This window comes from Arenibacter algicola (assembly GCF_018860365.1).
In the GTDB taxonomy this organism is placed as follows: Bacteria; Bacteroidota; Bacteroidia; order Flavobacteriales; family Flavobacteriaceae; genus Arenibacter; species Arenibacter algicola_B.
Map to the genome: position 1 here is coordinate 1,170,293 of NZ_JAHKPO010000003.1, position 21,194 is coordinate 1,191,486.

A 21,194-nucleotide genomic window follows, 5' to 3' on the forward strand; every position below is an offset into this window, starting at 1 on the left:
GCAAAGGAAGCCGTCCATAGAGTATTTCACCTTAGTGAAAGTGGCCTGGGCGGTGCGGCCGTGGAAAGTGGGTGGATTTAAAGAAATTTAAAATCAGCCCAGCGTTTTTTGGTTCGTTTTTTGGGCGATGCAAAAAATGAACAGAACGCGAACCCTGGTATAGTCTATTCTATCTTTTTCTAATACACACACACACATAACTTTTGGGATTGATCCTATTTAATTCCAAAACTCATTTACACTTAATATTTGTATTTGGTATTGAAGAGGGGAGTCCTGGGAATGATGACGAAGTAGATTAACGGGAGAACATATCTTTAATCAATTACTATTTACAAGTTTTTTACTACAAATTCTGACCGGTTAATGATTTTTAGATCTAAAATCCTGTAAGAATTACCGATTAAATACCATTAACATCGATTAGCGTTTCCTGGGTCGGTTTTCACTCACCGAGCATTTTCTACACTTTATCGGGAGATTTGTCAGATACCGAAAAATAAGGGGGTTTAAACGATTTGTGACCTAAGCCAAGGTGCATGTGGCGTTAAATTTACATAACAAAACAACGCATCATGAAAACGCTTTTAACTTTAATCTTTGTTCTTTTTATCGGAGTAGCTGCACAAGCCAACAATGTTGATCAGGAAGTAAAAGTTGAAACTGTTACCATGAGTATTGTTACTGCTACCCAAAATGAAGTTTCTGTTAAAAACGAAAACAAAGTAGCTCGTTTGTACATGTTCAAAAATTCTAGGGTTAAAAAAGAATTGTCTTTCTCTACTAAATTGAACAAAGCTAAATTGGCTTAATCCCATTGTTCTTTAAAACTAAATTTTTGATTATTAATTTTTAGGATTGTTGACACTTCTACTTTCTCTTCCAAAATTTGTCCTTAAGGAAATATATCAAAGTCAGTATGGCAATATAAACCCCAAACCCAATAACCTCTTTGCGTTCAAGGTTGGATAGTAACCAAACAATAATAATTACCGAGAGTATAGGCACCAGGTAACCTCCAGGTATCCTAAATTGGTGTTTGGTAGTTTTGCCCGATTTTCTTCTTGAACTTATCACAGAAAGGGATACCCCAAGATAAACCAGTAGTATTGATGCACTTGAAATAACGGCCAATTGTTCAAATCCCCCTAGGGAAGCCAATAGAAACCCAATTGTGGCATATGTAATTATTGCGATGTAGGGAGTGGAGAATCTGTCATGGATTTTTGAGAGTGGTCTAAGGGGAAGTACATTATCTTTAGAGGCCCTAAAAAGTACACGTGGCATACTCAATATTTCACTACTTAAATTTCCTAGCATGGAAATCGCGGCACCTATCGTGATTATAGTAAAACCAATGGGACCAAAAACCTGTTGGGCTACCATGCTTAAGGGGTTTTCGGTATAAGTGGACAAGGAAGCCCCTAGCACGCCCTGTGATACTGTTTGAATAAGGATATAAAGAATTAAAACACCAATGATACTTATAAATATTGCCCTTGGAATTGTCCTATTCGGTTTTTTAACCTCGCCACTTATAGATAATCCGGTCTCGGCACCCTGAAATGCGAAAAATAGAATAAGGGATATAGCGCCAACTTCTGAAATTGTTGGGGTGGAATCGATTATAAGGTTGTTAAATGAAACATGTCCCCAAGAAAAAAATATCAGTAATAGAAGTGGAATAAGTTTGGTGAGAGTAATTGTTTTTACCAAAACCATTCCTTCCTTAATTCCTTTAACGTTAATATAGCCCAGTCCGGCAAACAGGATAAAGAAAACCAACGTCCTAACATAATCGGTTTTAAAAAAAGGAAAAATAGAACCCAATACATCTACCAATGCATTGGCAACAGCCCCGTCTGCCGATAAGGCGGAAAGCACAAAAAGAATTACTGTTAGAAAACCAAAATAGGGTCCAAAAGAAGATTCAATATAAGTGTAGGCTCCTCCCGAAGTAGTTACTTTACTGCCTATTTCAGCAAAGCAGAGCATTACCAGGGTAATTAGCAGGCCACAGAATAAATATGCGTAAATACTGGAAGTGCCCAATCCGGCAGCAACAATGGCAGGAAGGGCAAAGATGCCGGCGCCGATCATAATATTGATTAAGTTGGCACTTAGGCCCCAAACACCGACCTCCCTTTTTAGATGTTCATTGGTTTCCTTCATTGGTGGATTGGTTTAAAGGGAGATATGTTTAAGGCTATAAAAAAAAAGAGGGGAAGGCTAATATAATGAATTTAGTGTTAGTACATTTTAGGGTTAAGAAGGTGTTTCAATTTAAGGATCCATATATAGTGCTCCATCAATTCGTAAATTGATTGTAAGTTACCTTTTAATGGTATTTGCAGCATGATTTTATACTATTTGCTGAATTGGACCTAGGGAACCTTTTGTTTTTCAGATACTCTTCTAAAAATCTACAATGGATAGGTAAGTTTTGTTGCCTTCCACTTATGTAGGAAAAATATACTAATTTTAACAAATGGATATGAATTTTGAACCAAGCGCTTGAAATTTATACTCATACCCAACTATTTTGGCCTTTAATTTTTAGGGGATGTCATCGTTGGTGCCCATATATAAGTTTAAATGCGAGGACCATTAAATATTAATTTTAGGAATTTTCCTTAAATCTCAGGGAGTTGAATATGTCTAAAAAGGGTACTGAAAGAAGAGAACAGTATAATAAAATATTTATAGAACAGGCACCTACTGCCATTGCGATGTTGGACAAGGATATGCGTTATATTGCAGTATCCCAACGTTGGATTTCGGATTATAAAATGGAAGGCAAGGAAATAATTGGCCGTTCACATTATGATATATTTCCTGAAATAGGGGAAGATTGGAAAATAAACCATCAAAAATGCCTTAATGGAGCCATTGATATTTGTGAGGAGGCACCATTTAAACGTGCAGATGGAACAATACAATGGATTTATTGGGATGTGCGGCCTTGGTATATTTCAGAGGGTGAGATAGGAGGTTTGCTTATGCATACCGGTGATATTACGCCTCAGAAGGAAAGGGAAAAGGAACGGGCACGTATGATTCAAATATTGGATAAGACCAATGAAGTGGCCCGAATTGGCACTTGGGAGGTTAATCTTTCAACCAATGAAGTTTATTGGAGCAAGATGGTTTGTGAAATACATGAGGTGCCTGTAAATTATCGACCTCAATTGGAAACCGCCATTAATTTCTATAAAGAAGGGGAAAGTCGTGAAACCATCCAGCGCGTGGTGAACGAGGCTATGCTAACAGGGCAACCTTATGATGTTGAGGTTGAGCTTGTAACTGCAAAGGGGACTTCCCTTTGGACCCGCGCCATTGGAAGTGGAGAGTTTGTAGATGGAAAATGCGTTGGTCTTTTTGGGATCTTCCAAGATATTAATGAAAGAAAGCTGTCCGAACAGGCGTTGAGTAATGCCAATGCCGAATTAAGGGCCATATTCAATTCCAAGTCGGTTGCCATAATCACGACGAACAATAAAGGGATAATAAATCATTTCAACCATGGAGCTGAGTATTTATTGGGTTATTCGGCTTCTGAAATTATTGGTACACAAATACCTAGTGTATTTGCGACAATGGAGGAGGTGGAAAGGTTTAGGCAGGATTTGTCCCAAAAATATGGAAAAGATCCGTTAAAGGGGTTGGCGGAAAATAACGAATTTGATGTTAGGGAATGGACCTATATAAAGAAAGATGGTACTAAAATTACGGTCCAGGTTACTATATCGGCCATTAAAGATGTGCATGGAGAAATAACCGGATCTTTAACGGTAGCCTCTGATATTACTGCCATCAAAAATGCGGAGATCGAGCTATTGCGAAAAAATCAGGTCCTTAATTTTGCCGAGCGTCTGTCCATGATCGGGAACTGGCAATGGAATACGATTACCAATGAGGTAATATGGTCTTCCAATTTATATAAGATTTTTAATGTTGATGAAGAGACTCGGTTGACTTACGATACCTATTTTTCCTTTGTACATCCAGAGGACAAGGAAATGGTGACAAATCATGTGCAATATTCTTTGGAGGAAAAAAAATTCCCGGATTTGTTGCATCGGATCAAGTTAAGGGATGGAACGGTAAAGAATATTCAGCTATTGGCAGAAATTATGTCCAATGACGCAGGAGAGGTAATTGAGTTGGTGGGTACCTGCCAGGATGTAACGGAACAGCGGCTGCAGGAAATAAAATTTCGGGGATTATTGGAATCGGCTCCTGATGCCATGGTGATCGTCAATGAAGCTGGGAAAATTCATATGATCAACAAACAGGCGGAAAAATTATTCGGGTACAGTGCCAAGGAATTGACAGGTAAATCGGTGGAAATTCTTATTCCTGAAGCTTATAGTGCCAAACATCTTGGCCATCGGTCAGGTTTCTTTGCCAACCCCAAAACACGGCATATGGGGGAAGGAAAAGAATTATTCGCAATTAATAAAAAAGGAAAATTAATCCCTATACAAATAAGTCTAAGCCCCCTTACAACGGAAGAAGGAGTATTGGTTTCGGCAGCCATAAGGGATATTACCTCCCAAAAAATAGCAGAGGGAAAAATATTGAAGGCCAAGGAAGAGTTAGAGGCATTTGCTAAAAAATTAGTTGCCCAAAACACCAAGCTGGCAGATTTTACCCAGATAACCTCACACAATTTAAGAGCTCCGGTGAGCAACCTGAATTCTCTTTTAGGGTTTTATAAACTTGCCCAAAGTGAGGAGGAGCGTGTGGATCTGTTCCAAAAATTGGAAAGTGTTGTCAATCATCTCACTTTAACGCTCAATACCTTGGTAGAGGCTTTAAATATTAGGAAAGATAATAATGAGGATAAACTGGAGAATATTGAATTTGATTCGATGATGGTTAAAACCCAGGAAATACTTTCTGGTGAAATTATGAGTACTGGAGCCGTAATTAAAAGCGATTTTTCAAAATTACCGGATATTGTTTACAATAAAATTTATTTAGAAAGTATTTTTCTTAACTTGGTTGGAAATGCCCTAAAATACAGGAGCGCGGATAGAGTACCTGAAATATATGTAACCTCCGGAATTGAAAATGGTAAAAAATTCTTGAAGGTTACTGACAATGGGCAGGGAATTAATTTAAAAAGGCATGGCCATAAATTGTTTGGTTTGAACAAGGTATTTCACAGGCATCCCGATGCCAGGGGAATTGGTTTGTTCATGACCAAAACGCAAATAGAAGCGCATGGTGGTTCTATTTCGGCTGAAAGTGAAGTAAATGTGGGCACCACATTTAGTATTAATTTTAATTAGATAGTAAATGAGTAGTTCTTTAAATGTTTGTATTGTTGATGATGATGATATATATCAATTTACCATGGTAAAGACCATGAAATCACTTAATTTGACCGATAAGATTATGGTCTTTTCGGATGGTGAAGAGGCTTTGGATTTTATGTTGGATAATCTACACAATGATAAGGAACTTCCGGATGTGATTTTTTTGGATATAGATATGCCTATCATGGACGGATTTCAATTCATGGAGGAATATGTAAAGATAAAGCCAAAGCTGGGAAAGAAAATAACGATATATATGGTCTCCTCATCGGTAGACCCTGTGGATATTGATAGGGCAAAGAAAATAAGCGAAATCACCGATTATATTGTGAAGCCAATAACCCACGATCAATTAACCAGTATTGTTCAGGAATTGGATAGTAAAGGAAGTTTATAGTACGATTAAACTATTTCGTGTTATGAGTAACCATAATACGATTAGGGGAAATAAATTGATCTTCAGCTGAAAATTATTAGGTTGTTGCACTATGGAAAGTAAACGCTTCCCAATTCCGATATTCGTGGAGCTTTTTGCGCGGTGGATTCTATGATCCATGAACTGTACTTTAATTCCCAATAGGTATTGGCCCATGGCCTTTTTACATTTTCTTGAAGAACCATTTTGGGATAAGAATATACAATAAGACGATCTAAATAGGGGCTAGGGGTCTTTAGGAATAGCCTGCATTAGTGATTGCAGCGGCATCCTTTTTTAGGCCGATGGGTAAGTATTAAAAACGGCTATAAAGTTTTGGGCATAAAAAAGATTTAGCGGAAAGCACGGCCACTTTATGTTTTTCCATAAAGTGGCAATGCCCCACCAAATTAATTATAGTACGTTGTCCTTAATTTCTTCTACTACTTCAGGATTTAGCAGTGTACTGGTATCTCCCAAATTGTTCATATCCCTGCAGGCAATCTTGCGCAGGATACGTCTCATGATCTTGCCGGAACGGGTCTTTGGCAGGCCAGAGGTAAACTGTATCTTATCCAGTTTGGCTATAGGGCCAATATGCTCTGTGATGATCTGGTTAATTTCGTTCCTTAAATTATCGTGGTTACGCGATTCCCCGGTCTCCTTAAGGATTACATAGCCGTAAAGTGCATTGCCCTTAATATCGTGCGGAAAGCCTACTATGGCCGATTCTGCCACTGCTGGGTGCTCGTTTATGGCATCCTCTATTGGGGCAGTACCCAAGTTGTGTCCAGACACGATGATTACGTCATCTACACGACCGGTAATTCTATAATATCCTACCTCGTCCCTTAGGGCACCGTCCCCAGAAAAGTATTTGTTGGGAAAGGCCGAGAAATAGGTGTCCTTATACCTGTCATGATTGCCCCAAATGGTCCTTGCCATTCCTGGCCATGGGAATTTTATACATAGTCTACCTTCTACTTGGTTGCCTTTGAGTTCCTTGCCCTGCTCGTCCATTAATGCAGGTTGTATTCCAATAAAAGGCAGGGTAGCATAGGTGGGTTTGGTGGGGGTTACATAAGGAATGGGCGTTATCATGATGCCTCCAGTTTCTGTTTGCCACCAAGTATCCACAATGGGACTATTCTTTTTTCCAATAACATCATTGTACCAATGCCAAGCTTCTTCGTTGATGGGTTCCCCAACGGAGCCCAAAACTTTTAAAGAAGTCAGGTCGTGGTTTTCGGCAAAGGCAATATTCTGTTTTGCAAGGGCACGGATAGCTGTAGGTGCGGTATAAAACTGGTTTACTTTGTGTTTTTCCACGATTTCCCAAAACCTTCCGAAATCCGGATAGCTGGGTACCCCTTCGAACATTAGAGTAGTGGCGCCATTGGCCAAGGGACCGTAGACAATATAACTATGTCCGGTAATCCACCCTATATCCGCGGTACACCAGTAAACATCGTTTTCGGTATATTGAAAAACATTCTTGAAGGTGTAGGCAGTATATACCAAATATCCGGCTGTAGTATGTACCATGCCTTTAGGTTTTCCAGTGGAGCCAGAGGTGTACAATATAAACAAAGGATCCTCGGCATTCATGATTTCTGGTACACAATCCATATATGCGTTCTCCAACAAAGGTTGCAGCCATTTATCGCGACCTTCCTTCATATTTACCTGCGCATTGGTGCGTTTTACCACCAGAACCGTTTTAACCCCTGGGCAATCCTCAAGTCCTTCGTCTACAATGCCCTTAAGATCAATGGATTTTGAACCTCTATAGGATCCATCCGATGTAATTACCAATTTACAGTCACTGTCATTGATTCGTGTGGACAAGGCCGTTGATGAAAAACCTGCGAACACCACAGAATGTATTGCTCCTATCCGGGCACATGCCAAGAGGGCAATGGACAATTCCGGAATCATGGGAAGGTAAATACAAACCCGATCTCCCTTTTTAACACCTTGGTCCTTTAATACATTGGCCAATTGGCAGACGCGTTCGTGTAATTGATGATACGTAATATGCTGGGCTTCTTCTTCCGGATTGTTGGGCTCAAAAATAATGGCCGTTTTTTCTCCCCTGGTCAGTAGATGCCTATCTATACAATTTTCTGTGATGTTAAGTTGTGCCCCTTCGAACCATTTTACCTCAGGCTTTTCAAAATCCCAACTTAAAACATTGTCCCATTTTTTTCTCCATAAAAAATGTTCTTCGGCCACTTCTCCCCAGAAATTTTCTGGTTCGCGAACCGATTTTCGATAAACTTGGTAGTACTCTTCTAAATGCTTAATGTGATAATTGCTCATCGTGTTTCTAAAATTTCTATAAATTTATATAAATCATCCATAAAAGGAAGGTTTCCTGATATGAATTTGATACTGAAATGTCAATTTTATGAGAATGTATTAAAACCTTAACAGGAAAATAAGAGGTTTGTTCCGTTCCTTGCACAAAGTGGGCAATTCTTTGTGTTTAATTTACGTTTTTTTAAACCCTTAACCTCTGGAGTCAACTGTCTGGTTTAGTGGTCTACAGCCTCTCCTGCACCACTGGGAATCCTAATGTTCTCCACTATTTCCTGGACGTTTTCCGGCGGTTCCGGAGTAAATCTATTGATGACCAGGGCAACTATAAAGTTTACGATCATGGCCACGGTCCCAAAGCCTTCCGGTGATATTCCGAACCACCATTCCGACTTATCTGGAATTTCGCCCAACCAGCCCAACTTAAATTTGGCCATATAGAACAGCATTAGACTAATCCCTACGACCATGCCTCCAATGGCGCCTTCCTTGTTCATTTTTTTGTAAAAAATGCCCAGGACAATGGCAGGAAAGAACGAGGCTGCCGCCAGTCCAAAGGCAAGGGCAACCACTGCTGCTACAAATCCAGGAGGGTTAATTCCAAAATACCCGGCAATAACCACAGCAACAGTTGCTGCACCTCTTGCTGCCCACAGCTCACCTTTTTCAGAGATATTGGGCTTAAAAACCTTCTTGATCAGGTCATGCGATACAGAGGCCGAGATGACCAATAACAATCCAGCTGCTGTACTAAGGGCAGCAGCCAAACCTCCAGCGGCTACTAGGGCAATTACCCATGCCGGAAGGTTGGCAATTTCAGGGTTTGCCAGTACCATGATATCGTTATCTACCGTTAACTCATTTTTATCCTTATCGGCTACATATTGAATTATGCCATCCTTGTTCTTGTCATCAAATGACAATAATCCGGTTTCCTCCCAATTCTTGAACCAAACTGGCATTAAGCTATATTCCTTATTACTTACGGTATCTATCAAATTAATTTTGGCAAAAACGGAAACGGCCGGTGCCGTAGTGTATAAGATGGCGATCAGCAACAAGGCCAGCCCAGCAGATTTACGGGCATCCTTAACTCTTTTAACGGTAAAGAACCTTACAATAACGTGGGGTAATCCTGCCGTACCTACCATAAGGGCCAAGGTAATGGCAAAGACATCGATAACCGATTTGGTGCCATCCGTATATTCGGCAAAGCCCAATTCGGTGGACAATCCGTTTAACCGATCCATTAAAAAGGTTCCGGAACCATCGTTAAGGGTAGATCCCATTCCCAGTTGGGGTACGGGGTTGCCTGTCATTTGAAAGGAAATAAAAATGGCAGGGACCATGAAGGCGAATATAAGCACACAGTATTGTGCTACCTGGGTATAGGTAATTCCTTTCATGCCTCCCAGGACAGCATAAAAAAGTACTATGACCATACCAATGATGACTCCTGTATTGATATCTACCTGTAAGAATCTGGAGAAGACTACCCCAACACCCCGCATTTGTCCCGCCACGTAGGTAAAGGAAACAATCAATGCGCAGAACACGGCCACCATACGGGCGGTATTGGAATAATATCGGTCCCCTATAAAATCGGGTACCGTAAATTTTCCAAATTTTCTTAAATAGGGGGCAAGTAGCAGGGCCAAGAGCACATAGCCGCCCGTCCAGCCCATTAGGTATACTGAACCGTCATAACCTGCAAAGGCAATAATTCCGGCCATGGAGATAAAGGAGGCAGCGGACATCCAGTCGGCCGCAGTGGCCATTCCGTTCGCCAGGGGGGAAACGCCACCGCCGGCAACATAAAATTCTTTTGTTGATCCTGCCCTGGACCAAATGGCTATTCCTATGTACAGGGTAAAGGTGATTCCTACAAGAAGGTACGTCCAGACTTGAACACTCATATTTTAAGTTTTTTGGTTGATATTTTGGATTGTGTTTTTGGTCAATTGGGTGGTAAGCCCAAAAGTATTTCGGTATTTATAACCGGTGTTGGAAATTTCAATGTGGCTATTCGTTGTAGCCATATTTTTTGTCCAACTTGTTCATAAGGCGTACGTAAACAAATATTAAAATCACAAAAACGTAGATAGATCCTTGCTGCGCAAACCAAAAGCCCAATTTAAAACCACCGATTTTTATAGTGTTCAAGGCATCCTTAAATAATATCCCGGCCCCGAATGAAACGGCAAACCAAATGGCTAAAAGAATAAATAGATAACGCACATTTTCCTTCCAATAGGCGGTTGCCTTTTTTTGTTTCTCGCTCATTATGTCTTTGGTTTTGTAAAGAGGTAATAATTAGGTAACCAAGATAAGGTTTTGATTTAATATACCAAACGATATGTTTTAAGCCGGTAAATAAATAACACCTCCAAATGAGTCTCTTTTGGCTCCCGTCACGGAACTTAGGCAATTAATTTTCTGTTCCTCCCTTAAGACTCCCATAAGCGCAAATACCAAGGCCTCTTTAAATTCGATCAAGGTTTTTGAGGGTGCAACCACTTTAGTATCCGCTCCAAGTTTTTCCTGTAAACAATCCATTAAGTAGGTGTTTAGGGCGCCACCCCCGGTAACAAATAAGCTCTTGTTTGTTTTGTTCTTTTGAGCTTTTACCTGAAGGGCTATCTGATCGCATATGTGATGAACCGCGGTATGCAGTAAATTTTCAATACTGTCCTTGGTACCGTCAACAATCGGGACCACTTTCTCTACAAACCATTCGAATCCAATAGACTTTGGAAAGGGTAATTTATAGAATTCCAGATCGTTGAGTTGATCCAACATTTCTTTGTTTATCTTTCCGGTCTTTGCCAAAGCACCTCCTTTGTCGTAATCCAGGTTGATTTTTTTGGTAATATGGTTGAGGATCATATTGGCCAATCCAATGTCATAGGCCAATCTTACGCCATTTTGTTCGAAAGATATGTTGCTAATTCCACCCAGATTTAAACAATAGTCGTACCGACTAAAAAAGAGTTGATCCCCTATAGGTACCAAGGGAGCACCTTGTCCGCCCAAGGCCACGTCGTTGGTCCGGAAATCGCATATTACTTTTGTGGCGCTCTCATTGGCCAAATGTTGGCCAGAACCTATTTGAAAGGTGAGTCCGTTTTGGGGTTGGTGATGGGTGGTGTGGCCATGACTGGCAATAATATCCACTTCCAATGCATGGGTTTTTATAAAATCCTTGGCCTGTAACCCTAGCCAGCTGCCATAGGAATTGTGGAATTGTAGCAATTGGTCTGCGGGAAGGTAAATGGAGTTTTTAAGTTTTGCTTGCATTTCTTCGCTATAGGAAATACTATGCGTCTGTTTAATCTCGAAATCCCAACCGGTGGGGGTTTCCCATATATGGCAATAAGCCAGGTCCAATCCGTCCAAGGAGGTTCCGGACATTAGCCCGATGACTTTATATGTTTTCATTTTTAATTATTGTTGTTATTGTGGTTTATATGGATGTCCTGGATCTACTCGGACAGTATAAAAATCACCGACAAAGGTTTGTTGTCATCATTGGTTACTTCCTGTAATTGGTGCAATTGAAGTCCGGCTTTCTTAATTACGGACAACCATGATTCAAAGGTACGGGCATACCAGGAATGACCGTCCGTGAAATTACCTGGCAGTCCTTTCCATGAATCGTTGATCCATTGGCTCTTATACTCCAGATTATTTTGCAATAAGAAAAAGGGGTGAAGGGTCTGTATAGCGATATATCCATTTTCGGATAGCGATTTTTTCACTTGTTTTAGGAGTTGGCTTAACCCTTCCCTCTGATAAAGGCAAAAGTTAAAAACAGCCGCATCATAGGGTGCTTCCGGGATGGGGTTTCCTAAAATGATGTCTTCGTAGGACATTTGATAATAAGTGCCTGGGCCTTTTTTTTCGGCGTTTTCCAATAATTCAGGAATGGCATCCAGGCCCACAACGGCTTTACCCATGGCGCCAAGGCTTCTAGCGAGCCAGCCCTCCCCGCAGCCCACATCCAAAATTTTGATGGCAGGAGAATTACCGATTAACTCCAATATGGCTTTATTGGTGAATTTCCTGGATTCAATATCGGCATTGTCAATTACCTTGATCCACTCAAGGGCATTTTTATTCCAGGATTTGATAATGTTGTTCTCCATGTTTTTTTAAATTTCTCTTAGATTAATGGTAACTGGCAATATCCCTTTTGCTATAATTTCGCCTGAGAAATGGGTCAAGGCATTATCTTGAAACTCTTTAAAATTTTGATATCCCACAACCACTGCTTTGGCATCCTTATAATTAATTAGGTTTAGTACATATGGGTTTCCAAACACATATAGAACAACCTTCTTTGTTCTTAGTAAGTGCTGCAGCTGTTTTAGCTCCTCAGTTTTGAGATCAAAATTATTTTGTGGTTTAACTTTTGGCGGATAAAGGGCTATTAAGATATTATCCTCATTTTTTGGTCCTTTAGCGGCAATCTTGGAGGCAGCTTCCGCAAAGGTTTTATTGGTGGCTTCCCCTAAGGAGAGACAAGTAAAGCCTTCTCCTTTAAAGTCGCTAAGAATATTATCGGTACCCATCAACAAGGTAAGACTTTCCTCTGTCAATTGTTTGTTTAAATTGGAGGTTTCCCCTTGCTCCGTGTTTGATAAGGTATAGGAAGCAAAGGCTTGTTCCTTTAATTTCCACACCCGTTTAAAACGTTCTTCTATTTCACTAGGATCTGCATTATCCATTATTTGTAGAATTCCTTCTTCTGTGTTCTCTGCAAAACAAAGGATATCGTTGCCGGCATCAAAGGCACGCCATTCCAGTTCCCCTTTTTTGGGAAACATTTTGCTTACGCTATGCATGTTCAAGGCATCGGATATAACCACGCCATTAAAATTAAGTTCTTGTCGCAGGAGACCTTTAATGATGGTGCTGGAAATCGTTGCTGGAGTACCCTCGCCATTGTCCAAAGAGGGTATGGATAAATGTCCCACCATAACGCTATCCACTCCATTTTTAATGGTTTCCCTAAAGGGATAAAGTTCGTTTGCCATAAGGGCCTCCTTGGATTTATTAATTATCGGTAATCCAAGATGGGAATCCGTAGCCGTATCGCCGTGGCCGGGAAAATGTTTGATGCAGCTTAAAATACCAACACTTTGGGTACCTTTGATAAAGGCCATGGCTTTTTGGGTGACATTCAATTTATCCTCCCCAAAGGATCTGTAGCCAATTACGGGATTGTTGGGGTTGTTGTTAATGTCCACTACAGGTGCCAAATTCCAATGAATTCCAGCCTTTCTGCAATCCATAGCTATTTGTTGTCCTACCTTAAAAATTAATTCGTCATTATCTTGAATGGCCCCTAGCGTTATGGCATAAGGATATTGGGGTGTATTTTCTATGCGCATGGCCAATCCCCATTCTGCATCAATACTTATTAGCAGTGGATATTTTGCTGCATTTTGGTATCGAAGGATAAGGTTCTTGAGAGTGGTTAAGCTTTGTTCATTATAAACAATTTTCTTTTTTCCTTCAAAATTGGTCGCAGCGCTGGCCCTACTGTGAAAGAAACAAAGGCCGCCTACATGTTGATTGGAAATAAGGCTTTCCAATTCCTGAATCTCTTCTTCACTATCATTGATGAAGGCGGCAGGCATAAACAATTGACCAACTTTCTCGCTCAGGGCAAGCTGGGTTGCAGCTGTGTTATAGGGTGTAATTTTAAACATCATCGGTATTGGTTTTTTTACCGTAATCGGCGGGATATTTAATAAATTTTAAAAGGAAGAGTGCAGGTAGGGCGGCAATGACCACCCAAACAAAAAAACCTCCATATCCAAGCCATTCCTGTATATAGCCACTTGCCATACCCGGTAGCATCATTCCCAAAGCCATAAATCCGGTGGCGATGGCATAGTGCGAGGTTTTTGAAATTCCCTCGGCAATATAGATCAGGAAGATTAGAAAGGCGGCAAATCCAAAGCCATAACCAAACTGTTCCAAAACCACTGTTGCCACAACAGCGACTATGCTAGTGGTTTTTGTCAAGGCCAAAAAGGCGTACATAGCATTGGGTAGATTTAGGGACAGTACCATGGGCAGCATCCATTTTTTTAATCCATCCTTGGAAATAAGGATACCACCAAGTATTCCTCCCAAGGATAACATAATTACTCCCACTGTTCCGTAAATGGTCCCTACGGCCTCGGTGGAATATTCCAATCCGCCCGCTGAGGTTTTGTCCAACAAAAAGGGTGCGGCCATTTTTACCAACTGGGATTCTCCGAGTCGATAACTTAAAATAAAGGCCAAGGCAATTCCAATATTGGGCTTCTTAAAAAAGGAAATAAATACATCCAAAAATCCCTCAGGTTTTACTTGAACAATGGCTTCGGATGTTTCATATTTTGGAGTGACAAAAAAGTTGGCAATGGTCAATGCCAACATTAAAATGGCAGCGGCGATCATGGTAACGGACCATGCCTTTGTGTTGTCTCCATAATAGTTTTCCAGAAATCCTGCGAGGATAACAATGAGTCCCTGACCGGTGATCATGGCCAGGCGATAAAAGGTACTGCGCATACCTACAAAGAAGGCCTGTTTTTTTTCCGTTAGGCCCAACATGTAATATCCGTCCGATGCAATATCGTTGGTTGCGGAAGCAAAAGCCGCCATCCAAAAACAGGCCAAAGTAGTAGTAAAAAATATGGATGTCGGAACGGTTAATCCCACTCCCAAGATGGCAAGGGAAATTATTAGCTGCATGCTCAAAAACCATTTTCGTTTGGTGCCATTGAGGTCCACAAACGGACTCCAAAGGGGTTTTAATACCCATGGAAGGTACAGCCAGCTGGTGTATAAACCGATATCTGAGTTACTGATACCCAGTTTTTTATACATTATTACCGAAACTGTAACTACAAGTACGTATGGAATGCCTTGTGTGAAGTATAAAACAGGAACCCATGCCCATGCCCACTTGTCTTTTTGAATCATTTTGTTGGATTTTTATTTTCTAAAATTGATTTTATTTTGTTGTTCATGAAGATATTAAATCTTCTTTGACTTTAATTTATTCTGATGATTTTGGGTTTACTTTCCTGTCCAAAATTATTTATAAAAGTTAAGGCCAAAAGTTTTTTTCCTTTGAATCCCGAACTGTCAAAACTAAAATTACCAGAGTCCGAAAGTGGTATTTTTGCCACTAATCTATCCGTGTTTTCCAGACTTAATTTTGATTCTTTTTTGGCGACATATATCAAAGCGTATCTTAAATTTTGTCTTTCCTTGGATGGTATATTGAAATGTAAAAGTCCATCTTTTTCTTCAAACTCTGTTTCAATAATTTCAGTGTGAAATGCATTTTTTTGAAGGGGCGAGGAAGGGGGCAAAGCAATATTGTTGTAGTATTTTTTCTTCAATATTTTGAGCACATCTTCCTTGTCGGACATCAGAGATTTGGCACTGAAAAACACATTGCCGATTACATTTTTATTTTCCCTGGCAAATCTTAATTGGTTGGGAAGTTCTTTTTTCTTGTCCCATGCTTTGTCACTATTGTTTCTAATTTTGTATGGTCCGTTGCCAATATATAGGTTGGTGTTATCACTGTTCTTGGACCACCAGTCCACTATTTTTTTATGGGATGCCACGGGTAGATCCATGCTCCAATATACCTGGGGTACCAAATAGTCTATCCAACCCATTTTCATCCATAGCAACGGATCGGCGTACAGGTCCTCATAGGTGGTCTGACCAGCTTTGGTGTCCGATCCACGTGGGTCGGTGGAGTTGTTTTTCCACACTCCGAACGGACTGATGCCGAACTGTACCCAAGGCTTTTTGTTTTTTATGGTTTTATGTACTTTTTTTACAAGACTGTCTATGTTGCTTCTTCTCCAATCTTCCAAGGATTGTTGTGGTTGGGCGTATTTGGAATAGGTTTCCGTATCCTCAAAAGTTTCATCCGTTATTTTATAGGGGTAAAAATAATCGTCAAAGTGAACGGCATCTACATCGTAATTGGCAACTACTTCTCCCATTATGTTTGTTAAATGCTGTTGTACTTCCGGTAATCCTGGATTGTAATAGTATTTTTTTCCGTATTTCAGCATCCAATCTGGATGTAGGTTGTAATCATGGTCCTTACTTAAGATTTCCAGTTTTTCGTCAAACGTGGCCCGGTAGGGGTTAAGCCATGCGTGAAACTCCATTCCTCTGGCGTGAGCTTCCTGTATCATCCACTGTAATGGGTGGTAATAGGGTTCTGGGGCAACGCCCTCATTACCGGTCAAAAATCTTGACCAGGGTGCGTACTGGGATGGATAAAAGGCATCCCCAGCGGCCCTAATCTGTACAATTACGGCATTAAAATTTAAATCATTATAAAAATCAAGGATTTTCAGATAGTCCTGTTTCTGTTTTTCAATATCATCGAGGCCGCTTTTAGGCCAGTCGATATTGACTACGGTGGCTATCCAGACTCCTCTAAATTCATGTTTCGGTGTTGGTATGGCGGGCTTGAATACCGAGCAGGAGGTAAGTGCCAATGCGAGTAAAACGGCAATTCTTTTGAACATATGCAAAATTGAGTGTTGAAATAAAAGGCCTAGCATTTAAACATAAATGTAGGCCTTTTGTAATCTAAAACAATATTTCCTTTAAATTGATGGGTCGGCGGGAGTATTGCTGTTGTTGTCCCTTTCAGTGTTTGGATAAGGATAAAAGTTTCTATTTCTTTCATCTGTAAATACCTTGGCACTTGTGCTGGGCTCAGGTCGTTCAAACCTTCTACTGTCCTCCAAACTGGTTCCTGTTAAGAACAGCTCCAATCTGCGGTTAAGGTATACCTCGTCCAACAAAGCGTCAACTGAGGTGTCACCGGAATAAGCCGAAATATTGGCATTTAGGCCAAAGGCATCATCATTATCCGTTCTAACGTTGTTTATGGCCGTTACTGCAGCTGTAATATCAACTGAAGTTTTTCTAAGATTGGCCTCGGCAATAATCAGGTTCATTTCGTCCGGTAGATAAACAGGAATGGATTCCGTGCCGCTTTCCTCATCAAAGAATCCGGCAAGGTCCTCTATTGGTAACTGATTTATGTTCAGTTCGTCCAAAGGAACCAAATAGAAATCAATACGACCATCTGCTGGGTCTATTGAAAATGAAGCGGGCAAGCCAAAATTGTCCCTAGGTTTGAAATTGGGAACCCCATTTTGAAAAACCCTGCTCCAGACTGGATTTAAATTCTGAGAATCATAGGTGAAGACGGAAGTAGAAGATTGGTCTACCGAGCCCGCCGCTGAAATTGCAGCATCATAATTCCCGGCAAATAAATTGTATCTGGCCGACATTGCTTGTAGGGTGTTTTCCAAATCTATGTTTCCTCTCAAAATCTCTGAACTGAACTCGTCCGATATTGGGTTTGCCGAAATTAAGTTTTGAGCCTCATTGAGCAGGGCAACTGCGGTATTGTATGCCTCTGTTCTGGATACGAAGGCTGCATCCCCATCTTGGCTGATTGCAACAATTACTTGTTCGTAGTTCTGTGCCATACTTCCTATGGCCATTGCCTTGAATAAATTGGCGTAGGCAACCAGTCCACTTTTGGTTCCGTCATTGATGTTCAGGTCAGGCGCATTTTTTGCAATATCTTCTGAAATCGACATTACCCGAAGCATAGTAGACCAGAGTCCGACTATATTGGAGGTAGAGTTTGGAATGTCCCCACCGTCCTCAAGATCTATCATATTCTGAAAGGTAGTGGTAATACCAGCCTCTCTCGTGGTAACCGCTGGTGTTTCTACGATCCACCTCAGACCGGTAGTGGAATACAATTGTTGCATACCTATGGTTGCTGCCAATATGCCTTCCCTGGAAGAAAAAACCTGGGCGTCCGTAGCGGCATTAGGATTGTCAAAATCGGTTTCGCAAGATGATACCGCCAAGACGGTCATCAATAGTGCAATAGCCTTTATATTAAAATTTAGATATTTTTTCATCGTTGTTATTTTTAAGTTTAGAAACTAACATTTATTCCAAATTGATAGGTTTTTGGGATTGGAACTGTAGCAAAATCAAATCCTCTTACCCCATTGCTTTGCCCAGCGGCACTTACTTCAGGATCCCATCCGGAATAATTGTCCCATGAAACCAGGTTTCTACCTACCAAACTCAATGCTACGTTGTCTATAAAATCCCATTTAGGTGCAAAGTTATAGCTAAGGCTTACTTCCCTTAATTTAACGAAAGATCCATCTTCCACAAACTCTTCAAATATATTTGCCTGTGCTCCTCCGTAACCCTTGGGAAGGTTCCCCAACAATTCTTGACCTACATTATATCCACCGCCAAATAAAACATTGTCCAATAGCCTACGGTTCCAGTTGAATACTTCGTAACCCTGAACGGCATCAAATTGTACTCTTAAAGAGAAATTCTTATAGGAAACTTCGTTGATCAAGGATCCGAACCAATCTGGATTTGGGTCTCCCAATACTTTGGATGATTCACCATCCTCTGTAGTTCCCCTGTATGGATATCCATCTGCGTCCAAGGCGATGCTGCCATCTTCGTTTCTAGCATAAAATTCTCTGTAAAAGACACCCAACGATTCACCTTCTATAACATAGTTGGTAGAGAAACTTCCATCTAGGGTTAGTCGGCCACCTCCGGCGACATTGGTAACCTCATTCTTGTTTTTGGAGAAAGAGGCGGTTACGTCCCATGAAAAATTTTCATTTTTTATAGGTGCGGCCCTAAGCAGTATTTCGATCCCTTTATTCTCCAGGTTTCCTACGTTTTCGAATCTAGAGCTGAAACCGGTTGATGGAGCCAATACCCTTGGTAGCAATAGATCTGTTACCTTTTGATGGTAGTATGAGAATTCCAAGCCTAACCTGTTGTTAATAAAACCGGCGTCAAAACCTAATTCAATTTCATCCTGTCTTTCTGGTTTTAGGTTTTCATTTCCTTGAGCGGTAGATGGTATAAGGCTTACCGCACCACCAATGGCAGAAGGAGAATATACAGAAAATCTATCAAAGGCACCCAATGCTGTAAGGTTACCGGCCTGTCCCCATGAGGTCCTTAATTTGAAGGAGTTAAAAGTGTCTGAAAAGGCATCTTTCCAAAAATCCTCATCGGATAGAACATAGGAGGCACTGGCCTTGAAATAAAGTTGATTGCGTTCATCCTTGCCAAAGGTTGAAGCTCCGTCCATTCTTACTGCTCCGTTTATATAAAATTTGTCCATAAAGGAAAAGGACTGTTGTAGAAAGGCTCCCCAATATGATATTTGGGATCTAGTCTCGCCTTGCTCCAATAAACTACCTCCTGTGGCAGTTTGCACTACGGGAGGAAGTCCGGTTGCACTTATTCCAACCCTATCCCTCTCTTCGTATTGCCAAGAACCTCCTGCTGTTGTAATGGAGTTTACACTATCTGAAATATCGGTCCTATAGGTTATATTAAGATCGCTATTGTATTGAAAACTGTTTAAATCAGATCTTCTGGCAAATCCGTCAGGAAGTGTAGAGGTGTTATTAATAGGGATAAAAGCAAATGCGGATTGGTTGTAATAATCCATTCCCAAGGTATATTTTGCCGAAAGGTGTTCGTTAAATTTTCCATCCAAGGCAATGCTGGTAATGAAACGATTGGTTTTTTGTCCAAAATCAAATCGGTCTACAGCCTCTAAAGGGTTGGTCCTAGCTACTAAAGGAGAGGTTACTGGGTAAACTCCTGAAGCATCAGGGGTGGGATCTATAGAATTATCGCTGAACAAGAACCCTGTAATGGATCCATAAGCAGAATTGATCCCTCCATTGGGAACGTCGTTACTTATACTTCTCACGTAGTTGAAGCCTCCTGTAATATCCAACCAATCAAATGCCTTTTGGGTAATATTGGCTTTAAATCCATAACGTTTAAAGTCGGTATTCTTTACAATACCTTCATTATCCAAATGTGAGGCCGAAAGGAAATAGGAAGTCTTCTCATTTCCTCCATTTACCGAAAAGTAATTCTCCAAGCCGAAACCGGTGTCGAATATAACATCCTGTAAATCATATCGCTCTGCTGCAACGGTAGCCAAATTGTTTCTGTCAGTGGCTACTTCCCAAGCTAGGGGAACTGTATTGTAATCGATTTTTTTTCTAAGCTCGTTAAGCTTGGTATTCGTCATAAAGGTAAACTTGGGTTCGCCACTCTTTCCCTTTTTTGTGAAAATTTGAACAACCCCGTTACTGGCCCTGGATCCGTAGATTGCCGCTGCCGCTGCACCTTTTATTATTTCTATTTTTTCAATATCGTTGGGGTTTAGGTCGGCCAGCCTGTTCTGGGAGTTACCACCCAAATCTATCAGTTCGTTACTAGAGTTGCTAATAATGATCCCATCTACAATATAAAGTGGGTCAGAACTACCGGCAATAGTGCTAGGACCTCTAAGTCTTATGCTGATACCACCTGCAGGATCTCCAGAATTTTGTGATACTAAGGCGCCAGAAACTTTCCCGGCAATGGCCTGGTCTACCTGGGTAGCACCGTTATTGGTCAAATCTTCCGATTTTACTGAGGATATGGCGTTTCCTAAGGATCTTTTATTGGCTCCTGTCCCTGTACCGGTGACCACCACTTCGTCCAGGCTTAGAAGGTCTTCCGCAAGAACAATATCCTGTGTGATATCTCCGCCCGAAGCAGTGAAGGATATTTTTTGAGTGCTAAATCCAAGATAGCTTGCGGTAAGGACGTATTCTCCGTTTTCCAGGGCAGCTTTAAAGCTGTAGTTTCCATCGAAATCCGAAACAGCACCAAAAGAGGTATTTGCAATAAATACAGAAGCCCCTGCTACGGGAATTCCGGAACCACTTTCAGTAATGTTTCCGCTGATTGTAATTGGGGACTGTTGCCCAAATACGTTTGTACTCATTACCAGCAGTAGCCATAAGAATAAATGGCTTGGTAACTTTCCCCTAATTGTTTGAAATTTTTTCATCGGCTTTTAGAGTTAATTTTTAGTAAATTAAATTAGAAATTGAATAATTGATGTTTTCAAAAATATGCAAAAAACTGCAACATTTGCAATAATTTGCAATATATTGCATTAATTATTATAATAATTAGCTGAATGCGGATTGTTTGCCGTTTTT

14 protein-coding genes are annotated in these 21,194 nt (G+C 40.7%); 3 read left to right on the top strand and 11 right to left on the bottom strand.

The window, feature by feature from the left end:
• Positions 1–575 precede the first annotated feature (575 nt).
• A complete protein-coding gene (locus KO529_RS06450) occupies positions 576–812 on the top strand; it encodes a hypothetical protein (protein ID WP_215947066.1) in 237 nt (78 codons plus the stop codon).
• Between the two features lie 58 nt (positions 813–870).
• Here the strand turns inward: KO529_RS06450 and KO529_RS06455 are convergent, their stop codons facing one another.
• On the bottom strand, positions 871–2,172 hold the full coding sequence (locus KO529_RS06455) for an APC family permease (RefSeq protein ID WP_215947067.1): 1,302 nt from the start codon (positions 2,170–2,172) through the stop codon (positions 871–873).
• 482 nt (positions 2,173–2,654) lie between these two features.
• Here KO529_RS06455 and KO529_RS06460 point away from each other — a divergent pair, with 482 nt between their 5' ends.
• Positions 2,655–5,297 (top strand): PAS domain-containing sensor histidine kinase, encoded by a 2,643-nt coding sequence (locus KO529_RS06460; RefSeq protein WP_215947068.1) that lies wholly within the window; start codon positions 2,655–2,657, stop codon positions 5,295–5,297.
• Between the two features lie 7 nt (positions 5,298–5,304).
• Positions 5,305–5,721 (top strand): response regulator, encoded by a 417-nt coding sequence (locus KO529_RS06465; RefSeq protein WP_215947069.1) that lies wholly within the window; start codon positions 5,305–5,307, stop codon positions 5,719–5,721.
• Between the two features lie 432 nt (positions 5,722–6,153).
• Here the strand turns inward: KO529_RS06465 and acs are convergent, their stop codons facing one another.
• The 10 genes from acs to KO529_RS06515 form a co-directional block, all read right to left on the bottom strand.
• Positions 6,154–8,061: an acetate--CoA ligase gene (gene acs, locus KO529_RS06470; RefSeq protein ID WP_215947070.1), complete on the bottom strand. Its 1,908-nt coding sequence runs from the start codon at positions 8,059–8,061 to the stop codon at positions 6,154–6,156.
• 215 nt (positions 8,062–8,276) lie between these two features.
• Positions 8,277–9,974, bottom strand: a complete 1,698-nt coding sequence (locus KO529_RS06475; protein WP_215947071.1) for a sodium:solute symporter family protein — start codon at positions 9,972–9,974, stop codon at positions 8,277–8,279.
• A 106-nt stretch (positions 9,975–10,080) separates the two neighbouring features.
• A complete protein-coding gene (locus KO529_RS06480) occupies positions 10,081–10,341 on the bottom strand; it encodes a DUF4212 domain-containing protein (RefSeq protein ID WP_215947072.1) in 261 nt (86 codons plus the stop codon).
• Between the two features lie 78 nt (positions 10,342–10,419).
• Positions 10,420–11,496 (bottom strand): anhydro-N-acetylmuramic acid kinase, encoded by a 1,077-nt coding sequence (locus tag KO529_RS06485; protein ID WP_215947073.1) that lies wholly within the window; start codon positions 11,494–11,496, stop codon positions 10,420–10,422.
• A 44-nt stretch (positions 11,497–11,540) separates the two neighbouring features.
• Positions 11,541–12,203: a class I SAM-dependent methyltransferase gene (locus KO529_RS06490; protein WP_215947074.1), complete on the bottom strand. Its 663-nt coding sequence runs from the start codon at positions 12,201–12,203 to the stop codon at positions 11,541–11,543.
• Positions 12,204–12,209: 6 nt separating this feature from the next.
• Entirely contained in the window at positions 12,210–13,775 is a 1,566-nt protein-coding gene (locus KO529_RS06495) for a glycoside hydrolase family 3 protein (RefSeq protein ID WP_252734317.1), read from the bottom strand.
• A complete protein-coding gene (locus KO529_RS06500) occupies positions 13,765–15,039 on the bottom strand; it encodes an MFS transporter (RefSeq protein WP_215947075.1) in 1,275 nt (424 codons plus the stop codon). Before KO529_RS06500 ends, KO529_RS06495 begins: the two co-directional genes overlap by 11 nt.
• 71 nt (positions 15,040–15,110) lie before the next feature.
• Positions 15,111–16,622, bottom strand: a complete 1,512-nt coding sequence (locus tag KO529_RS06505) for a glycoside hydrolase family 10 protein (RefSeq protein WP_215947076.1) — start codon at positions 16,620–16,622, stop codon at positions 15,111–15,113.
• Between the two features lie 81 nt (positions 16,623–16,703).
• Complete coding sequence (locus KO529_RS06510) at positions 16,704–18,047, bottom strand: hypothetical protein (RefSeq protein WP_215947077.1); 1,344 nt, start codon at positions 18,045–18,047, stop codon at positions 16,704–16,706.
• Between the two features lie 17 nt (positions 18,048–18,064).
• Complete coding sequence (locus KO529_RS06515; RefSeq protein ID WP_247097763.1) at positions 18,065–20,974, bottom strand: SusC/RagA family TonB-linked outer membrane protein; 2,910 nt, start codon at positions 20,972–20,974, stop codon at positions 18,065–18,067.
• Positions 20,975–21,194 lie beyond the last annotated feature (220 nt).